The organism is Aminobacter niigataensis (assembly GCF_014200015.1).
Taxonomy (GTDB): Bacteria; Pseudomonadota; Alphaproteobacteria; order Rhizobiales; family Rhizobiaceae; genus Aminobacter; species Aminobacter niigataensis.
In genome coordinates this window covers 268,814-285,180 of sequence record NZ_JACHOT010000002.1, presented here as the reverse complement: position 1 = coordinate 285,180, position 16,367 = coordinate 268,814, and the positions used below count along the sequence as shown (strand labels likewise).

At 63.5% G+C, this 16,367-nt stretch carries 17 protein-coding genes and 1 tRNA gene; 5 read left to right on the top strand and 13 right to left on the bottom strand.

Annotation, left to right across the window (positions count from 1 at the left end; all coding sequences use genetic code 11):
* Positions 1-41: 41 nt before the first annotated feature.
* The 3 genes from GGQ99_RS11170 to tkt form a co-directional block, all read right to left on the bottom strand.
* Positions 42-1,910, bottom strand: a complete 1,869-nt coding sequence (locus tag GGQ99_RS11170; RefSeq protein WP_183262589.1) for a potassium/proton antiporter — start codon at positions 1,908-1,910, stop codon at positions 42-44.
* A 191-nt stretch (positions 1,911-2,101) separates the two neighbouring features.
* Entirely contained in the window at positions 2,102-3,112 is a 1,011-nt protein-coding gene (gene gap / locus GGQ99_RS11165) for a type I glyceraldehyde-3-phosphate dehydrogenase (RefSeq protein ID WP_108606614.1), read from the bottom strand.
* Positions 3,113-3,136: 24 nt separating this feature from the next.
* Complete coding sequence (tkt, locus tag GGQ99_RS11160; RefSeq protein WP_183262588.1) at positions 3,137-5,125, bottom strand: transketolase; 1,989 nt, start codon at positions 5,123-5,125, stop codon at positions 3,137-3,139.
* 283 nt (positions 5,126-5,408) lie between these two features.
* On the opposite strand from tkt, the gene GGQ99_RS11155 reads away from it, so the two are divergent.
* Both GGQ99_RS11155 and GGQ99_RS11150 read left to right on the top strand, forming a co-directional pair.
* The gene (locus GGQ99_RS11155; RefSeq protein WP_055974268.1) at positions 5,409-5,681 is read left to right on the top strand and encodes a DUF4164 domain-containing protein; all 273 of its coding nucleotides are present in this window, start codon (positions 5,409-5,411) and stop codon (positions 5,679-5,681) included.
* Between the two features lie 7 nt (positions 5,682-5,688).
* Positions 5,689-6,051: a cell division protein ZapA gene (locus GGQ99_RS11150; RefSeq protein WP_108609686.1), complete on the top strand. Its 363-nt coding sequence runs from the start codon at positions 5,689-5,691 to the stop codon at positions 6,049-6,051.
* 94 nt (positions 6,052-6,145) lie between these two features.
* Here the strand turns inward: GGQ99_RS11150 and rpoH are convergent, their stop codons facing one another.
* Positions 6,146-7,045, bottom strand: a complete 900-nt coding sequence (gene rpoH / locus GGQ99_RS11145) for an RNA polymerase sigma factor RpoH (RefSeq protein WP_108606616.1) — start codon at positions 7,043-7,045, stop codon at positions 6,146-6,148.
* A 186-nt stretch (positions 7,046-7,231) separates the two neighbouring features.
* The gene (locus GGQ99_RS11140) at positions 7,232-8,260 is read right to left on the bottom strand and encodes an RluA family pseudouridine synthase (protein WP_183262587.1); all 1,029 of its coding nucleotides are present in this window, start codon (positions 8,258-8,260) and stop codon (positions 7,232-7,234) included.
* A 24-nt stretch (positions 8,261-8,284) separates the two neighbouring features.
* On the opposite strand from GGQ99_RS11140, the gene GGQ99_RS11135 reads away from it, so the two are divergent.
* The 3 genes from GGQ99_RS11135 (at position 8,285) to GGQ99_RS11125 (ending at position 9,340) form a co-directional block, all read left to right on the top strand.
* Complete coding sequence (locus GGQ99_RS11135; protein ID WP_108606618.1) at positions 8,285-8,665, top strand: fimbrial protein; 381 nt, start codon at positions 8,285-8,287, stop codon at positions 8,663-8,665.
* Positions 8,662-9,081, top strand: coding sequence for a VOC family protein (locus GGQ99_RS11130; protein ID WP_183262586.1), 420 nt, complete (start codon positions 8,662-8,664; stop codon positions 9,079-9,081). Before GGQ99_RS11135 ends, GGQ99_RS11130 begins: the two co-directional genes overlap by 4 nt.
* 184 nt (positions 9,082-9,265) lie before the next feature.
* A tRNA-Glu gene (locus tag GGQ99_RS11125) sits at positions 9,266-9,340 on the top strand.
* Between the two features lie 556 nt (positions 9,341-9,896).
* Here GGQ99_RS11125 and GGQ99_RS11120 read toward each other — a convergent pair.
* From GGQ99_RS11120 to ku, 8 genes are all read right to left on the bottom strand, one after another.
* On the bottom strand, positions 9,897-10,391 hold the full coding sequence (locus GGQ99_RS11120) for a DUF2165 family protein (protein ID WP_108606648.1): 495 nt from the start codon (positions 10,389-10,391) through the stop codon (positions 9,897-9,899).
* 415 nt (positions 10,392-10,806) lie between these two features.
* Complete coding sequence (locus GGQ99_RS11115) at positions 10,807-11,181, bottom strand: tudor domain-containing protein (RefSeq protein WP_183262585.1); 375 nt, start codon at positions 11,179-11,181, stop codon at positions 10,807-10,809.
* 160 nt (positions 11,182-11,341) lie between these two features.
* Entirely contained in the window at positions 11,342-11,821 is a 480-nt protein-coding gene (locus GGQ99_RS11110; protein WP_183262584.1) for a GFA family protein, read from the bottom strand.
* 542 nt (positions 11,822-12,363) lie between these two features.
* Positions 12,364-12,804, bottom strand: coding sequence for a DUF3291 domain-containing protein (locus tag GGQ99_RS11105; RefSeq protein WP_183262583.1), 441 nt, complete (start codon positions 12,802-12,804; stop codon positions 12,364-12,366).
* Positions 12,805-12,985: 181 nt separating this feature from the next.
* Positions 12,986-13,756 (bottom strand): exodeoxyribonuclease III, encoded by a 771-nt coding sequence (locus GGQ99_RS11100; RefSeq protein WP_183262582.1) that lies wholly within the window; start codon positions 13,754-13,756, stop codon positions 12,986-12,988.
* 16 nt (positions 13,757-13,772) lie between these two features.
* Positions 13,773-14,411, bottom strand: a complete 639-nt coding sequence (locus GGQ99_RS11095) for an alpha/beta hydrolase family protein (protein ID WP_183262581.1) — start codon at positions 14,409-14,411, stop codon at positions 13,773-13,775.
* Entirely contained in the window at positions 14,412-15,494 is a 1,083-nt protein-coding gene (locus GGQ99_RS11090; RefSeq protein WP_183262580.1) for a tetratricopeptide repeat protein, read from the bottom strand.
* Positions 15,491-16,363, bottom strand: coding sequence for a non-homologous end joining protein Ku (gene ku, locus GGQ99_RS11085; protein ID WP_183262579.1), 873 nt, complete (start codon positions 16,361-16,363; stop codon positions 15,491-15,493). The genes GGQ99_RS11090 and ku overlap by 4 nt, the downstream gene beginning before the upstream one ends.
* Positions 16,364-16,367 lie beyond the last annotated feature (4 nt).

Below are 16,367 nucleotides of genomic sequence, written 5' to 3'. Positions count from 1 at the left end.
GTCGTCTATTTGGAACTGGTCGCCGACATTGTGCATTCGCCTCAAGCGTCCTCGGATAGGCCCTCGGACGTCGTCGCCGGTGCGGCGGCTGGCTTGGCCGGGGCCCTCTCCGGGCGCTTGGCGAAGAAGCGCCTGATGCGGTCGCGGATTTCGCCGGCGCTGAGGAAGACCGGAACGGTCGGCGGCGGCGGGGCGGGCTCGATCGACAGGCCGACCGAGACGATGCGGCCCTTTTCGTCGACGTCGCGGACGATCAGGTCGATCAGGCCAAGCGAGACGCGGTCGGCATACTCGACATGGCCGCGCAGCCGCTGCGTGATCAGGTCGGCGATGGTGAGCTTGCGCTCTTCTTCCCTGATGGCGGCGCCGTAGACCGCTTCGAGTTCGCCGGCGAGATGGGTCTGGTCGACGGTGAAGGCGCCGAAGAAATCCTCGTCCTCGGCATCGACCTCGGCGCGGCTGGCGAACAGCCGGTCTAGCAGGCGCGGATAACGGTCGGGCACGAAAATGTAGACGTTGTCGCCGGCCTGCAGGCGGCCCATGTCCTGGAAGCGCATCGAGCGGCCGTCGCGCACGACCAGCGATGGCCGCGCCCAGCGCGGGATGCGCTGGCCCTTGGCGACGGGTGAGCCGGGGACGACGCGATAGGCAAGCAACTCGTGGTGGGCGGAGCCGGGCAGTTCGAGCTCGACCTTGTCGAGCGGGCCGTAGCGCTGCGGCACGATGAGGCCGAGACGGCGGGCGAGCGGTCCGACCGTCCAGCCCTGGATGACCAGCGAGGTCAGCACGATGATGAAGGCGATGTTGAAGATCGCCCGGCCGTTCTCCAGCCCGCCGAGCAGCGGCGTGATGGCAAGCAGGATGGAGACCGCGCCGCGCAGGCCGACCCAGGAGATGAAGGCGGTTTCCTGGCGCGGGATGTTGAACGGGATGAGGCAGAGCCAGACCGCCACCGGTCGGGCGACGAACATCAGGAACAGGCCGAGCACGAGGGCAGACACCAGGATCGCGGGGAACTGCGAGGGCGTGGCGAACAGGCCGAGCACCAGGAACATGATGATCTGGGCGAGCCAGGACATGCCGTCCTGGAAACGCTTCAAGGTGGAGACGGCGCGGATGTCGGAATTGCCGGCGACAAGGCCGGCAAGATAGACGGCGAGGAAGCCTGAACCGCCGACGGCGCCGGCGGCGGCGAAGACCAGCAGCGACAGCGTGAGCACGAAGATCGGCAGCAGGCCGCGGTCGAGGTTGAGCCGCTCGACCAGCTTGACGATCAGGAAGCCGCCGAGCAGGCCGATGGCCGCGCCCAGGATCATCTGGACTATGAAGCCGACGACGAGATCGACAAGCAGCAGGTCGGCATCGGGCTTGGCGCCGAGTGCGATGATCTCGACCAGGGTTATGGTCAGGAAGATGGCGATCGGGTCGTTGGTGCCGGACTCGATTTCAAGTGTCGAGCGGACGCGTTCGCGCAGGTTGATGTTGCCGGCGCGCAGGAGGAAGAACACCGCGGCCGCGTCGGTGGAGGCGACGGCAGCGCCGAGCAGGAAGGATTCGAGCCAGGTGAAGCCGGTCAGATAATAGGCGGCGATGCCGAAGATGACCGTGGTGATGCCGACGCCGATGGTTGCCAGCGTGAGCGCGGGCAGGCCGGCCTGGCGCAACACGCCGACCGACGTGCCGAAGCCGGAATCGAACAGGATGACGGCCAGCGCTATGGCGCCGACGAAATAGGCGATGTGGGCATTGTCGAAGACGATGCCGAGGCCGTCTACGCCGGAGCCGAGGCCGATGCCAAGGAAAAGCAGCAACAGCGGGGCGCCGAAGCGGAAGGCGATCAGGCTCGAAAACGCCGCGGCCACCACCAACGCGGTGCCGACCAGCGTGACTAGATATACCGCCTGTTCCATGCCGACCCGCCCACGAAGCTGCTTCTAGCTGCGTCGGTGGAGAGTGCGGCGAAGAAAAGGCCATGTGCAAGCAAGAATGGATTTTTGCCGGCTTGGACCAAAGTTTTTTGCGTTGCGGCAAAATGAAAACGCCCGGCCGAAGCCGGGCGTTGCCAATGGGTTAGCTTGCCGCCCAAGTCGGGCGGCTGCAATCAGCCGATGGTACGGCCCATGACGACGGCGGTGTCGGCCATGCGGTTGGAGAAGCCCCACTCATTGTCGTACCAGGACATGACGCGGACGAGGTTGCCCTCGATGACCTTGGTCTGGTCGAGCGCGAAGGTCGACGAGGCCGGGTTGTGGTTCATGTCGATGGAAACCAGCGGCTCGTTGGTGAAGGCGAGGACGCCCTTGAGCGGGCCGTTGGCGGCGGCGACGAGCACCGCGTTGACCTCGTCGACGGTGACGTTCTTCTTCGACACGAACTTGAAGTCGATGCACGAGACGTTCGGGGTCGGCACGCGGATCGAGACGCCGTCGAGCTTGCCCTTGAGTTCCGGCAGGACCAGGCCGACGGCCTTGGCTGCACCGGTCGAGGTTGGGATCATCGACATTGCCGCTGCACGGGCGCGGTAGAGGTCCTTGTGCATGGTGTCGAGGGTCGGCTGGTCGCCGGTGTAGGCGTGGATCGTGGTCATGAAGCCCTTTTCGATGCCGAAGGCATTGTTGAGGACCATGGCGACGGGGGCCAGGCAGTTGGTGGTGCAGGACGCATTCGAGATGACGATGTGGTCCTTGGTGATCTGGTCGTGGTTGACGCCGTAGACCACGGTCAGGTCGGCACCGTCGGCGGGCGCCGAGACGATGACGCGCTTGGCGCCGGCGGCCAGATGCGCCGAGGCCTTGTCCTTCGAGGTGAAGATGCCGGTGCATTCGAGCGCGATGTCGACGCCGAGTTCCTTCCACGGCAGCTGCGAGGGGTCCTTGATCGCCGTGACCTTGAAGCTGTCGCTGCCGATGTTGATGGAATCGCCTTCGACCTTCACTTCGTGCGGGAAGCGGCCATGCACGCTGTCGTAGCGCAGCAGGTGGGCGTTGGTCTCGACCGGGCCGAGGTCGTTGACGGCAACGACGTCGATGTCCTTGCGGCCCGATTCATAGATCGCACGCACGATGTTGCGGCCGATGCGGCCGAAACCATTGATGGCAACTCTTACGGTCATGTCTGATCCTCCTGGGGGAACGTCTTAAGCCTGAAGCCGAGCCTTGGCAGCCTGGGCGGCTGCCTCGGCGGTGATGCCGAAATGCTTGTAGAGGTCTTCGATCGGGGCGCTGGCGCCGAAGCCGTGCATGCCGATGAAGATGCCGTCGGTGCCGATGAAGCTGTCCCAGCCCATGCGGATGCCGGCCTCGATGGCGATCTTGACCTTGGCGTTGCCGATCATCGCCTTGCGGTATTCGGGGCTCTGCTTTTCGAACAGCTCGAAAGCGGGCACCGAAACGACGCGGGTCGGGTGGCCGGCGTCCTGCAGCAGCTTGCGGGCACCGAGCGCGATCTCGACCTCGGAACCGGTGGCGAAGATGGTGACTTCGGCATCGCCCTCGGCGGTGGCCAGTTCGTAGGCGCCGTAGCCGCAGAGGTTCTCCTCGACGAACTCGGTGCGCACGGCCGGCAGGTTCTGGCGGGTGAGCGCCAGCGTCGAGGGGGTGGTGCGGTTCTCGAGCGTCAGTTGCCAGCATTCGGCGGCTTCGGTCGCGTCAGCCGGGCGGAAGACGATGTGGTTGGGAATGGCGCGAAGTGCTGCGAAGTGCTCGACCGGCTGGTGCGTCGGGCCGTCTTCGCCGAGACCGATCGAATCGTGGGTCATGACGAAGCCGACGCGGATGCCCATGAGGGATGCCAGGCGCATCGCCGGACGGGCATAGTCGGAGAAGCACAGGAAGGTGCCGGAGTAGGGGATGACGCCGCCATGCAGCGCCATGCCGTTCATGGCTGCCGCCATGCCGTGCTCGCGGATGCCGTAGTGGACGAAGCGCTGGCCGTAGTCTTCGGCCGAGATCGGCTTGGTCTGGCTGGTCTTGGTGTTGTTGGAGCCGGTGAGATCGGCCGAGCCGCCGATGGTCTCGGGCACGACGCCGTTGATGACCTCAAGCGCCATTTCCGACGACTTGCGGGTGGCGACCTTCGGCTTGTCGGCGGCGAGCTTCTTCTTGTACTCGGCGATGGTGGCGTCGAAATTGGCCGGCAGGTCGCCGCGCATGCGGCGCTCGAACTCGGCGCGAACTTCGGTTTCGGCCTCGGCGAGACGCTTTTCCCAGTCGTTGCGCTTCTTGGCCGAGTTGAGGCCAGCGAGACGCCAGGCGTCGAGGATGTCCGAGGGGACTTCGAAGGCCGGGTAGTCCCAGCCGAGCGCCTTGCGGGTGGCTTCGATTTCGGCAGCGCCGAGCGGCGAGCCATGGACCTTGTTGGTGCCGGCCTTGGCAGGCGAGCCGAAGCCGATGGTGGTCTTGGCGGCGATCAGGGTCGGACGATCGGAACGCTTGGCGACCTCGATGGCGCCGGCAATGGCCTCGGGGTCGTGACCGTCGATGGCAATCGTGTTCCAGCCGGACGCTGCGAAGCGGGCGAGCTGGTCGGTCGAGTCGGCGAGCGAGATCGGGCCGTCGATCGAGATGTTGTTGTGGTCCCAGAAGACGATCAGCTTGTTGAGCTTGAGGTGACCGGCAAAGGACAGCGCTTCCTGCGAGATGCCTTCCATGAGGCAGCCGTCGCCGGCAAGCACGTAGGTGTAGTGGTCGACCAGCTTGTCGCCGAACTGGGCATTCATGATGCGTTCGGCGAGCGCCATGCCGACCGCGTTGGCGAGGCCCTGGCCGAGCGGGCCGGTGGTCGTCTCGATGCCGGCGGCGTGGCCGTATTCGGGATGGCCGGCGGTCTTGGAGCCGAGCTGGCGGAAATTCTTGATCTCGTCGAGCGTGATGTCCTCGTAGCCCGAGAGATAGAGCAGCGAGTAGAGCAGCATCGAGCCGTGGCCGGCCGAGAGCACGAAGCGGTCGCGGTCGTGCCAATGCGGGTTGGCTGGATCATGCTTGAGGAAGCGGGTGTAGAGCACGGTTGCGACGTCGGCGGCGCCCATCGGCAGGCCGGGGTGGCCGGAATTGGCCTTCTCTACGGCATCGATGGACAGAAAGCGGATCGCATTGGCCATCCGGTCGTGTTTTTCGCGCGAGGACATCGTCCCTCCCATAACCCTTGGAAAGTGGGGCAGTGGGAGCCCCGGAAAAGTGCGCGACACATAGCAGGCATAGGGCTTGAGTCAATAAATCGGTGCGTTTTCGCACCCCCATTGCGGCGCCAAGTCACGCCTGCGTGCCTTTCCGATATTCGCGCTCGTGCGGTTATTGGGGGAAAGGCCTAACAGCTTTGTTGACGCCTCCTTCAACCGGTGCCTAATGTTTCACGCATAACGCGTTCTGAAACGTGCGCGATTCGGTGATGGGCGAGGGTCTACGGGAGCCATGACCGGGGATACGACACTCAGGGAAGTCATTGGCCGGCTTGGCAGGGCGATCGAGACGCTCGAAAGTGCGGTCGCTGCTCGGCTCGAGCACGAGCAGGACTACGGCGAGGCCGAAGCCGAGGTTCAGCGCATGAATGCCGACCGTGCCCGCCTGGCGCAGGAGCTCGACAATTCCGAAGCCCGCGCCGAAAGGCTGGAAGAAGCCAACAAGGAAGTCTCGCGGCGGCTCGTGACCGCCATGGAGACAATCCGCGCCGTTCTGGACAGGTAGGATGGAGATGGCGCAAGTCACTGTTACCATCGACGGCAAGCAATACCGCATGGCCTGCGACGAAGGGCAGGAAGAGCATCTGATCGATCTCGCCAACCGCTTCGACCGCTACGTGCTGCACCTCAAGGACTCTTTCGGCGAAATCGGCGACCAGCGGCTGACGGTAATGGCCGGCATCATGGTGATGGACGAGCTTTCCGAGCTGCAGAAGCGCGTCAAGGGCATGGAGACCGAGGTCCTGACGCTGCGCAAGACGCGCGACGACGCGCTGACCAAGGCCGACAAGAACGACGCAGCGCTGACCGGCGCGCTGGGCTCGCTGGCCGAGCGCATGGAACAACTGGCGCTGAGTTTGGTGAAGAAGGGTTAGGGACGGGCTTCCACCTTCGGGGGAAAGTGGAGACCAAAACGAAAAACGCGCCGGTTTTGCCGGCGCGTTTTTTTGTTTGGTGAAGCCTGCAGGATCAGGCGTCGATGGTGCGGAGCGCCTGGGCCTGCTTCTTGGCGGCGGCCTTGACCGCGTCCTGGACCTTTTCGAAGGCACGGACCTCAATCTGGCGGACGCGCTCGCGGGAGATATCGAACTCGGCCGAAAGCTCTTCCAGCGTCAGCGGCTCGTCGGAAAGACGGCGTGCCTCGAAGATGCGCTTCTCGCGGTCGTTGAGCACCGACATGGCGCTCGCCAGCATGCCGCGGCGGTTGTCGAGCTCGTCCTGCTCGATGAGCATGGTTTCCTGGCTGTCGTGGTCGTCGACCAGCCAGTCCTGCCACTCGCCCGACTCGCCTTCGCTGGCGCGGATCGGCGCGTTGAGCGAGGCGTCGCCCGACAGGCGGCGGTTCATCGACACCACCTCGGCCTCGGAGACATTGAGGCGCGTGGCGATCTCGGTGATGTGCTCGGGCTTCAGGTCGCCGTCGTCGAGCGCCTGAATCTTGCCCTTGACCTTGCGCAGGTTGAAGAACAGCCGCTTCTGGTTGGCGGTGGTGCCCATCTTGACCAGCGACCACGAGCGCAGGATGTATTCCTGGATCGAGGCCTTGATCCACCACATGGCATAGGTGGCGAGGCGGAAGCCACGCTCCGGCTCGAATTTCTTGACGGCCTGCATCAGGCCGACATTGCCTTCCGAGATGACTTCGCCGATGGGCAGGCCATAGCCGCGATAGCCCATGGCGATCTTGGCCACGAGACGCAAATGGCTGGTGACCAGCTTGTGGGCGGCGGTGGTGTCCTCATGCTCATTGTACCGCTTGGCGAGCATGTACTCTTCCTGCGGCTGGAGCATCGGAAAGCGGCGGATTTCTTCCAGGTAGCGGCTGAGGCCGCCTTCGCCGGAGACGATACTGGGTAGTGACTGGGCCATATAGCGCCCTCCCTCTGCACGAGAAATGCCCCCTGATCCAGGCGAGCATGTGGCGCGGCTGCCGAATGCACTGTCGCGCCATGGGTTTTATACAGGAACAAAACCGGAAAAGACACGATTTGTTCAATGCGAAACAGTGTGTCACGCCAAAGTGAACAATGCGAGTCAGGTTTTCTGATCGGAGGTTCAGAGATTCCGAAAGCCTTCGACCAACTCCCCCATGTCGCGAGGCAAAGGCGCCTCGAACCGCATGATCAGATGGGTAGCCGGGTGGCGAAATGCAAGGAGCCTGGCGTGCAGAGCCTGGCGCGGAAACGCCTGGACGGCGGATTTCAGCGGCTCGGGCAGGCGGTTGGACTTGGTGCGGAAGGCCTGGCCGTAGTCGGGGTCGCCGACGACGGGGTGGCCGATATGGGCCATGTGGACGCGGATCTGGTGGGTGCGGCCGGTTTCCAGCCGGCACTCGACCAGGCTGGCGGCGGCGAACTCGGCCTGCCCGGTGCCGAAACGCTCCAGCACGGTGAAGTGGGTGATGGCATGGCGGGCGTCGTCGCGATGCTCGGGCACGACGGCGCGGCGGACACGGTCGGCATGGCGGCCGAGCGGCGCATCGATGGTGCCGGTCAGCCGCTGCGGGATGCCCCAGACCAGTGCGTCATAGGCACGTTCGAGGTCGCCGGTGCGGCCATGGTCGGCGAAGGCTTCCGACAAGGACTTGTGGGCGCGGTCGGTCTTGGCGACGACCATGACGCCCGACGTCTCCTTGTCGAGGCGGTGGACGATGCCCGGCCGCTTGACGCCGCCGATGCCCGACAGGCTGTCACCGCAATGATGGATCAGGGCGTTGACCAGCGTGCCGGTCCAGTTGCCGGCGCCGGGATGGACGACGAGGCCGGCCGGCTTGTTGATGACGATCAGCTCGTCATCTTCGAAGAGGATGTCGAGGGCGATCGCCTCGCCTTCGGGCTCCGCCGGTTCAGGCTCGGGCATGTCGATGGCAATCTGTTCGCCTGGAGCGAGCTTGCGCTTGGCTTCATTGACGACCTTGCCGGCAACGCGAACAGAGCCCTGTTTGATCAGCGCCTGGACACGGCTGCGCGACAGATCGGGCGCGAGGCGAGCGGCCAGCCACTGGTCGAGCCGCAGGCCTGCGGCATCGGCGTCGGCTTCGAGCACTATCAAAGTGCCTGTCGCTTCGCTATCTGATGCGCTCATACCAATTGTTCCGGAAATTTTGCCATGTCTCGGCCCGCCATTGAAGAAGAAGACAAGCCGCTCGACCCGTCGGTTGAGCGCGTCCGCAGGAAACTCATCCGCTTCTTCATCATCAATTTGGGGCTGTTGTTCATCGCCCTTATGGCCGTCATTGGCGGCGTTGTCTACAAATCGCGGACGGCGCCACCCGCTGCCGCGGTTGCGGGCGGCGAGATTGCCGTGCCGGCGGGCAGTCAGCTGACCGGTGACATCATCCTGCCCGCAGGCGCAAAGATCGTGTCGCAGGCGCTGTCCGGCAACCGTATCTCTATCGACGCCGAACTCAGCGACGGCAGCCGATCGATCTTCGTCTACGACATTGCCCAGCGCCGGCTGATAGGCCAGTTCGCGGTCAAGGCGCAGTGAGCGGATTTCCTGCCTCCGGGCGGAAGGTTGCCACCGTTGCGGTGGTGGTCGCGGACTATGACGCCGCGATCGCCTGGTACGGCGAAAAACTCGGCTTCGTGCTTGTCGAGGACGTCGATCTCGGCGGCGGCAAGCGCTGGGTGACGGTCGAGCCGGGCGGCGGGCAGGGGGCGAGGCTGCTTCTGGCCAAGGCCGACGGCGCCGCACAAGCGGCCGCCATCGGCAACCAGACCGGCGGGCGGGTATTCCTGTTCCTCGAGACCGACGATTTTGCCCGCGACCACGCGCTGATGCTGGCCAACGGGGTCGAATTTCGCGAAACGCCGCGCCACGAGGCCTATGGCACGGTTGCGGTATTCGCCGATATCCACGGCAATCTGTGGGACCTGATCGAACCGAAGAGAGCCCGTTCGTAAATCCGCCCTGCCGGTCATCTGACGCGGCTTTCTGCGCTTCCGGTGCTCACGTACTATTAGTACGCTCCGCTCCGGTTCTCGAAATCCGAGCCATATGCCTCGGCATGACGAATTTTCAAACAGACTCTTCACGAAAGGGCTGTTGCTTTTTCGAAAACGCCAGCCTATATCGCCGATCTCGGCTGCGCCCATCGTCTAGCGGTCAGGACACCGCCCTCTCACGGCGGGAACAGGGGTTCGATTCCCCTTGGGCGTACCAAGTTTTCCAAGCACTTGCTTTACTTTGGGCCTGGGCCGTCAAACGACGGTGAAACAAGGCTCCCAAGCTCGCGCTCGTGATTGTGTCGCCCTTGCTCGCATTGGCTATCGTCGATGTTCATCGTTGCCGGTGGACGGAGCGCTTCATGCGATGCCACCGAAGCGCCGAAAGACGCTTCGGTGGTGCTGTCGACGGCCATTCACTTGGTTGTCGCGGTCTGCTCGATGATGGCGGCAACAGCCTCGGAGGCGACAGGTAGTAGCTGGGCTTGGACTTCCAGGCCGGATCGGTGACTGCGCCGGCCAGCGCTTCGACACCCCCCGGAACCTGCGAGTCGGCCATGAAGGACGCTACATCGGCGTCAACATCAGCGGGGAAGGAGGCGGCGAACTTGCCTGAACCATCGACAAAGCCACCAAGGCGGCGCCGAAGGCTGGGAAGGCCAAGTAGGGCCTTGTTGCAAACGCCAAGATTCGTGCTTGCGCTGACCGGAAACAGAATACGATCCCCTCAGTGAAGAGGGGATCGCACGCAATATGTGCGCGTTAGCGCAACATCACTCCAGTTCACCATCCGGCATGGTAACATAGATCAGTACGCCGATGATGGCTGTGTAGAACCTAAATGCGGCGTCCTGGCCATTCCAGCTGTCCGACTGCCACATAACGAACCATTGGCCGCCAACCACCATAAAACCGAAAAACCAAACCATGAAGCCGACACCGGCGGCCGCGTGCACCTTGCTCTTTGCCTTGTTAAAGCTGGCAGCGGTGCCATTCCGCGCCCGAAACAAGGCCCAGGCGCTCAGTGCAAAAAGCACACAAGCCACAGCTTCGCCAGCGATGATCAGCCAGTAGCCGAGATGCCAAAGAGTCTCCGCAGTGATGGCACGATACATCAACGCATTGCCCGGGAACGTCGTGTCCATGCTCAGCACATGGCGGACGAAGTTATAATTTGAGCCGTAGTCGGTGATGTTGTTGAAGACCACAAGAAGCGTGAAGGCGGCCAGCGAGAAGCACATCCCTATCTTCGTAATTCGAGCATTCATCGTTTTCCCCCAAGTTTTCGTTTTGACTCGAGAAGAGCCCATCACCTTGCCAGGTGATGTGATCACAAAATATGATCATGAAACGAGATCAGTCAAGCTGTATCGCTTGCTGCGATGCGAGAGGAATCGACTGTAAGAAAACTCGCCCTCCTGCCGTTTTGCAGCAGGATTTGTAACCGGTCGCCGCGATCTACTTAGATGCTCACGGCACCAACATCCGCGAGATTACCGCACACTGGCACGATCGTTCTCAACCATGCCGCCCTTGCACTCTTGCCTCCGGTCACTGCCGGTGCGCCCCGATGGCGGCGTAGGATAAAGCCAGTGAGACCAGCGAGGCCGGCAGGTTTCATGGGCCATTCATCAATCGAACGGGCGCATGTGAACGGGCAGGCATGAAGCCTGCCCGACACGTTCATTTGGTCCGGCAGCGGCCGGTCTTGGTGGTTTCCTTGTCACCGTCGTCGTAGGCGATGCCGACTTTCTCGCCGGCCAGGGAGGTGATCGTGCCCTTGTACCACTCGCCGGCGCCCTTGAAGTTGCACTCGACCTTCGTGCCGATCATCCAATCGTAGGGACGAACCTTGCTGAGGTTGGTCGTTTCGCGCTCGTTGTCGTCGTATCGAACGGTAATGGTGTCGCCCTGCACCTTTTCGATGACGCCTGCGAACCAATAGCCAGAACCCTTGTAGTTCCCCAGAACCCAGTCACCGGCCGTCTGGGCGTCGGCGGTGCCGACGGTGGCGAGAATGGCGCCTGCAGCCAGTAGAACTGAAACATATCTTTTCAAAATATCACCCTTGGGATTTCACCCCAGCCCCCCATTGAGCTGCCAGCAATGCATATTTGAGCTGATCTGAATGGACGATGAAAATTGCCGCGCCGAGCCCAAATAAACTCGCTGGCGACGGTGCCGAACCAAACGCAGCTGAAGCTGTCTCGCGCCAGCCTCAGACCGGCGGGAGAAGTTCGCCCGGACGCGGTACATCCGTCTCGACGGTTCGCCCTGGCGCTCCGGGTTCGGACAGTCCTCGCTCGGTCTCGCGATCGTGGTCGAACTGCCTTGCCTCAGGCAAGGCATGTAGCCAGTTCTCCCTGCGACCAACCCAGAGCTCATACTCCGGCGTCAGATCGGTGGGTACGACGTCAAGGCTGCCAATCATGACTTCGGCCTCGTCGTCGTGGACCCATGTCACGCGGCTGCCGCAGGTCACGCAGAAGCTCCGGTTGCCATATGTGCTGGTCTGGCCCGTTTGTTCGAAAACCGAGATGGGCCAGACGGCATAGGCGGAAAACGCCGAACCGCTGGTCTTGCGGCAATCCGCGCAATGGCAGATTCCCACCCGCAGAGGTTGCCCGGTGACGCGGAACGTGACGGCACGACAGTAGCAGCTGCCAAATCGAACGGTTTCGTCGATACGGTCGTTCATGGCGGGGTTCCTTTCCGGTTCACCCGAAACCTAGCCCGGAAAACGCTTTGGCGAAAAGACGGTTGCATCGGCAGGTCGATACCCGGCTCTACCGGCCGCAGATGCAGAATCTGGGTTAACGCTGCGGCCACGCTGCGCCCAACTCATACGATGGGGTGACTTGGGTAATACGATGGGGTGACGGGGGCGAACGCAGGCAGCTTGAACCGCTGTCGGCAGGCGGATTGCGGAACCTCGCCTGCCGACAGGCGTTGCGTGGGCAAAGGAGAACGCTGCCATGTTTCGAGCGCTAGCACTGCTTATCGTCGGATATGCCGCCTACAGGATGGGTCGAGAGTTCATTGCCAGCGTGCCATCGGACTTCGACCCTGTCCCGGCGCCATCGGCCCAGCGCAAACGTCGCCGCAAGCCGGCCGCGAAGCCAAAGGCCGAGGCCGCGGCGACCACTCACTGAGGCTGCGCGCCAGCCTCAGTTGTCGTGCCTGCGGGGCGCAGATTCGGCTTGCGCGCCAGGCCGAGCTTCTTCGCAAGGTCCGAGCGCCTTACTGTTGGCCGTGATTTTGGGCCGGCCAACCATATCCTTTCTCGGATGGGCCGTTGAGCTTGAGGTGCTGAAGCCTGTCCCATGCATCAAGGAAGCTGGGCCGGCTGTCCGCGTTGACAGCCCAAATGACCAATTGAGGCCCTTCCACTTTCTCAAACCATTCCGAGGTTCGGTTGAGGAAGGCACCGTGCATTGTGTTGAATGTATAGTTCCGCAACGCTTCAACGCCTTGCCATACGGACACCGTTGCCGACATTCGATTATCGAAGCCTTTTGAAGACAACTCCGAAGCAATCACCCCGTCGGGAATCCGCCAGATGAAGCCGGGATGTTGTTCGGCCAGTTCGTAGACAGTTGCGAGACTGCTCATAAATTCGCGCGCGCGGGCATCGTTCGGCGCAAATTTCATCCGACCCCAGTTCATTTGAGCGATAGCCATTTGTTTATCCTCACTGGACCGACGACATCGCGAGAATAGCCACGCATTGTAAATCAGGTTGGATCAGTCGGTAAAAATCGGGCTTGTCGCTGTGAACAATTGTTAATTAGCCCAGCCCAGCCAGGCTTCGTCCGATGGGCTTTTGGGTTTGGTAACGCTGGTGGCGCCGCCGGCAAAATCGCTACTTCATCTCCATCCACAGAGGCGCGTGGTCGCTGGCGTCGTCGCGGCCGCGGATGTCGCGGTCGATGCCGACTGTCTTGAGGCGTTTTGCCATCGGCTTGCTGAGCAGCAGGTGGTCGAGCCGGAGGCCCGCGTTGCGCGGCCATCTGTTCCGGCGGTAATCCCAGAAGGTGTAGACCGCCTCGCCGGGGAAAGCCTTGCGCACCGCATCGGTCCAGCCCTGGTCGAGCAACTGCCGGAAGGCTGTGCGGCTTTCGGGCTGGACGAGCGCGTTGTCGTCGTAGGAACTGGTCGCATAGACGTCGAGCGTATCAGGGGCGACGTTGTAGTCGCCGGCGAGTACGACCGGGACGCCGGCGGCCAGCAAGGTCGCCGCATGCGCGTTCAGCCGCTCGTGCCAGGCAAGCTTGTAGTCGAATTTCGGGCCTGGCTGCGGGTTGCCGTTGGGGGCGTAGAGCGAGGCGACGAGCACGCCGCCGACGGCCGCCTCGATGTAGCGGCTCTGCGTGTCGCCGGGATCGCCCGGCAATTCCCACCGCGTGACAACCGGTTCGGCATCGCGGGCGAGGATCGCGACGCCGTTCCAGGTCGACTGGCCGCGCCATACGGCGCCATAGCCGGCCGCTTCCAGTGCCGCGCGCGGAAACTGGCTGTCGGTCGCCTTCAATTCCTGCAGGCAGACGACGTCGGGCTTCGCTTCGCCCAGCCACGCCAGCAGGTTTTCGAGCCGGCGGTTGACGTTGTTGATGTTGAAGGTGGCGATCTTCATCGGGCCGCCGTGGGTTCTAGGCGCCGAGCCGGGCCGCCCAGGCCGCGACGGTTTCGCCTGTCGTCTTCAGGTGGTCGGCGGCCGAAAAGCCCGAGATGCTCTTGCGCGGCTTGAGATCGTGGTCGCCATCCTCGAGCCACAGGATCTCGATCCGGTCGGACAGCTCATATCCGGCGACCTCGTCGCGGGTGCCGAACTCATCGCGCGTGCCCTGGACGATCAGCGCCGGCGTCCGGAGGCCGGCGAGGTGTTTGGTGCGGAGCTGCGTCGGCTTGGCCGGTGGGTGAAAGGGATAGCCGAGGCAGAGCAGCCCGGCGATCTTGCCGGCATCGAGCATCTCGTCGGCGATCATGCTGGCAACGCGCCCGCCCATCGATTTGCCGCCGATGATCAGCTTCCCCTTGGCGCCGAGTTCATCGATGGCGGTCCTGAATTCCGGATTGAGCGTTTCCGCGCGCGGCGGCGGCTTGCGGCTGCCCGTCCGGCGCGCCGCCATATAGCCGAATTCGAAGCGGGCGACGCGCAGGCCGGCTGCGGCAAGTGCTGCGGCCGTTGCCGTCATCGAGGCCGAATCCATGGGCGCGCCGGCGCCATGGGCGAGCAGGATGGTGACGGCTGCGTTTTCGGGGCCGTCGAACAGGAAATGCACTGCCATCTAGCTTGCCGTCCGTTCTTTCAAATGCAGATCGGCATATTGGATGCCCTTGGCCGCGGTCTTTGCCCATTCCGAGGTCGCGTCGAGCCGGAGATAGGCCTCCCACCAGCGCCGCGCCTCGGCGAGATCGCCGGCCTCGTAGGCAAGATTGGCGAGGTTGAACATGGCATCGGCATAGGCCGGATCGAGCGCGATCGCCTTTTCGAGATGGCGGCGTGCGGTGCGGGCCTTGCCTTCGCTGGCGAACAGGCCGGCAAGGTTGAACCAGGCCTCGACGAACTTCGGGTCGAGCTTGATCGCCCGCATGTAGCCCTGCATCGCCTCGCTGCCCATGCCGGCCGCACGCAGGCAGTTGGCGCGGTTGAAGGCGGCGACGCTGTCGCCCGGGTCGGCGGCAAGGCAGCGCCGATAAAGTGCGGCGGCCTCGTCGTAGCGCCCGTCTTCTTCCGCGTCTTCGGCCAGCGCGAACAGATCCTCCAGCTCGGCGTCGCCGGTGCGGTCGAGCGGCAGCAGGCGTTGCCCGTCGAGTTCTGCCAGATCGGCGCCGAGGCGGGCATAGATCGTGTCCTTGCCGTCGGCCTGGAGCGAGAGCGCGCTCAGCTGCGCCACTGCGCCGGAGCGGCGAACCGAGCGGGCGATGGCGCTCCAGGTTGAACCGCCGGCGAGCAGCGCGGCATATTTCCTGGCCAGGATCAGGTCGCGAAAGGCATAGGGTTCGGCGTCGCGCTCGAAGGCGTCGAAGAGCGACAGAAGGTCCAGTTCACGCGGCGCAAGCTTGGCCTGGTCGAGCAGGGATTGCCGCGTCATGCCGGCACCCTCGACCTGGTCCAGCAGGCCGAGCGCGCGCAGGAAGCCGTTTTCGCTGAGGACGGGACGGCCCGAAGCTGATGCGGCGTCGAAGCGGGCCTCCAGCCTTGCCTCGTCCGATTTGTGCAGGAGCGTGCGCCCGAAGACGACATGGGTGGTGCGCCGCGTCACGCCATGCTGTAGCTCGCCGCCCTGCCGCGCCACCTCGCGGACGGCGAGGCGGCGCGGGAAGGCTGCAAGCGCACCGATCAGTCCGTAGATACGGCCTTCGTTCACTTCTTGCCCTTGGCCTGCTTGCCGCCCGCGACCGCGGTCAGCTTGGCCGCCGGCTTCTCGGCCGGTTCGGCCTTTGTCTTGCTCTTTGCCGGCGGCTTGGCCTGGCCGAGGCTCGCCTTCAGCGCATCCATCAGGTTGATGACATTGCCGCGCTCTGGTGCGGCGGCGATGATCGGCTTGTGACCCTTCAGCTTTTCCTTGATCATGTTCATCAAGGCGATCTCGTAGCGGTCTTCGTAGTTCTTCGGATCGAAGGTCGTCAGTTTCTGCTTGATCAGCGCCTCGGCGAGTTCGAGCATCTCGGGGTCGGGCTTGCCGGCGGGGATGTTGCTGAAATATTCGGCGGTGCTGCGCACCTCGCTCGGGTTGCGCAGCGTGCAGACGAACATGCCCTTGTCGCGCGCGCCGATGGTGACCACGCGTTCGCGGCTCGACAGCACCAGCCGCGCGATCGCCAGCTTGCCGGACTTGTGCAGCGCCTCGCGCAACACGGCGAATGTTTCCTCCGCCATCGCTCCGTCGGGGGCAAGATAGTAGGGTGCGTCCTGGTAGATGACGTCGACGGAATGCTCATCGACAAAGGCTTCGATGTTCATCGTGTGGTTGGATTCGATCCTGACGCTGTCGAGGTCGGCTTCGTCGATGATGACGTATCTCTTGTCTTCGTATTCGTAGCCCTTGACCAGGTCGGCACGTTCGACGAGGCCGAGCTCCGGATCGACCGGCTTCATGTTGATCCGGTTGTGGGTGTCCTTGTGCAGCTGATTGAAGCTGATGCGCTCGCTGGAACTCGTCGCCGGGTACAGCCGCACCGGGCAGCTGACGAGGCTGAGCTTCAGATATCCCTTCCAACTTGCCCTGGGGGCCATGCTT

What these genes read in the sequence shown, in the direction of transcription:
- GGQ99_RS11110 (WP_183262584.1), bottom strand. Translation starts at nt 11,821, where the DNA reads ATGAACGACCGTATCGACGAAACCGTTCGATTTGGCAGCTGCTACTGT.
- GGQ99_RS11120 (WP_108606648.1), bottom strand. Translation starts at nt 10,391, where the DNA reads ATGAATGCTCGAATTACGAAGATAGGGATGTGCTTCTCGCTGGCCGCC.
- GGQ99_RS11135 (WP_108606618.1), top strand. Translation starts at nt 8,285, where the DNA reads ATGTCTCGGCCCGCCATTGAAGAAGAAGACAAGCCGCTCGACCCGTCG.
- rpoH (WP_108606616.1), bottom strand. Translation starts at nt 7,045, where the DNA reads ATGGCCCAGTCACTACCCAGTATCGTCTCCGGCGAAGGCGGCCTCAGC.
- gap (WP_108606614.1), bottom strand. Translation starts at nt 3,112, where the DNA reads ATGACCGTAAGAGTTGCCATCAATGGTTTCGGCCGCATCGGCCGCAAC.
- GGQ99_RS11150 (WP_108609686.1), top strand. Translation starts at nt 5,689, where the DNA reads ATGGCGCAAGTCACTGTTACCATCGACGGCAAGCAATACCGCATGGCC.
- ku (WP_183262579.1), bottom strand. Translation starts at nt 16,363, where the DNA reads ATGGCCCCCAGGGCAAGTTGGAAGGGATATCTGAAGCTCAGCCTCGTC.
- GGQ99_RS11105 (WP_183262583.1), bottom strand. Translation starts at nt 12,804, where the DNA reads ATGGCTATCGCTCAAATGAACTGGGGTCGGATGAAATTTGCGCCGAAC.
- GGQ99_RS11100 (WP_183262582.1), bottom strand. Translation starts at nt 13,756, where the DNA reads ATGAAGATCGCCACCTTCAACATCAACAACGTCAACCGCCGGCTCGAA.
- tkt (WP_183262588.1), bottom strand. Translation starts at nt 5,125, where the DNA reads ATGTCCTCGCGCGAAAAACACGACCGGATGGCCAATGCGATCCGCTTT.
- GGQ99_RS11140 (WP_183262587.1), bottom strand. Translation starts at nt 8,260, where the DNA reads ATGAGCGCATCAGATAGCGAAGCGACAGGCACTTTGATAGTGCTCGAA.
- GGQ99_RS11095 (WP_183262581.1), bottom strand. Translation starts at nt 14,411, where the DNA reads ATGGCAGTGCATTTCCTGTTCGACGGCCCCGAAAACGCAGCCGTCACC.
- GGQ99_RS11155 (WP_055974268.1), top strand. Translation starts at nt 5,409, where the DNA reads ATGACCGGGGATACGACACTCAGGGAAGTCATTGGCCGGCTTGGCAGG.
- GGQ99_RS11170 (WP_183262589.1), bottom strand. Translation starts at nt 1,910, where the DNA reads ATGGAACAGGCGGTATATCTAGTCACGCTGGTCGGCACCGCGTTGGTG.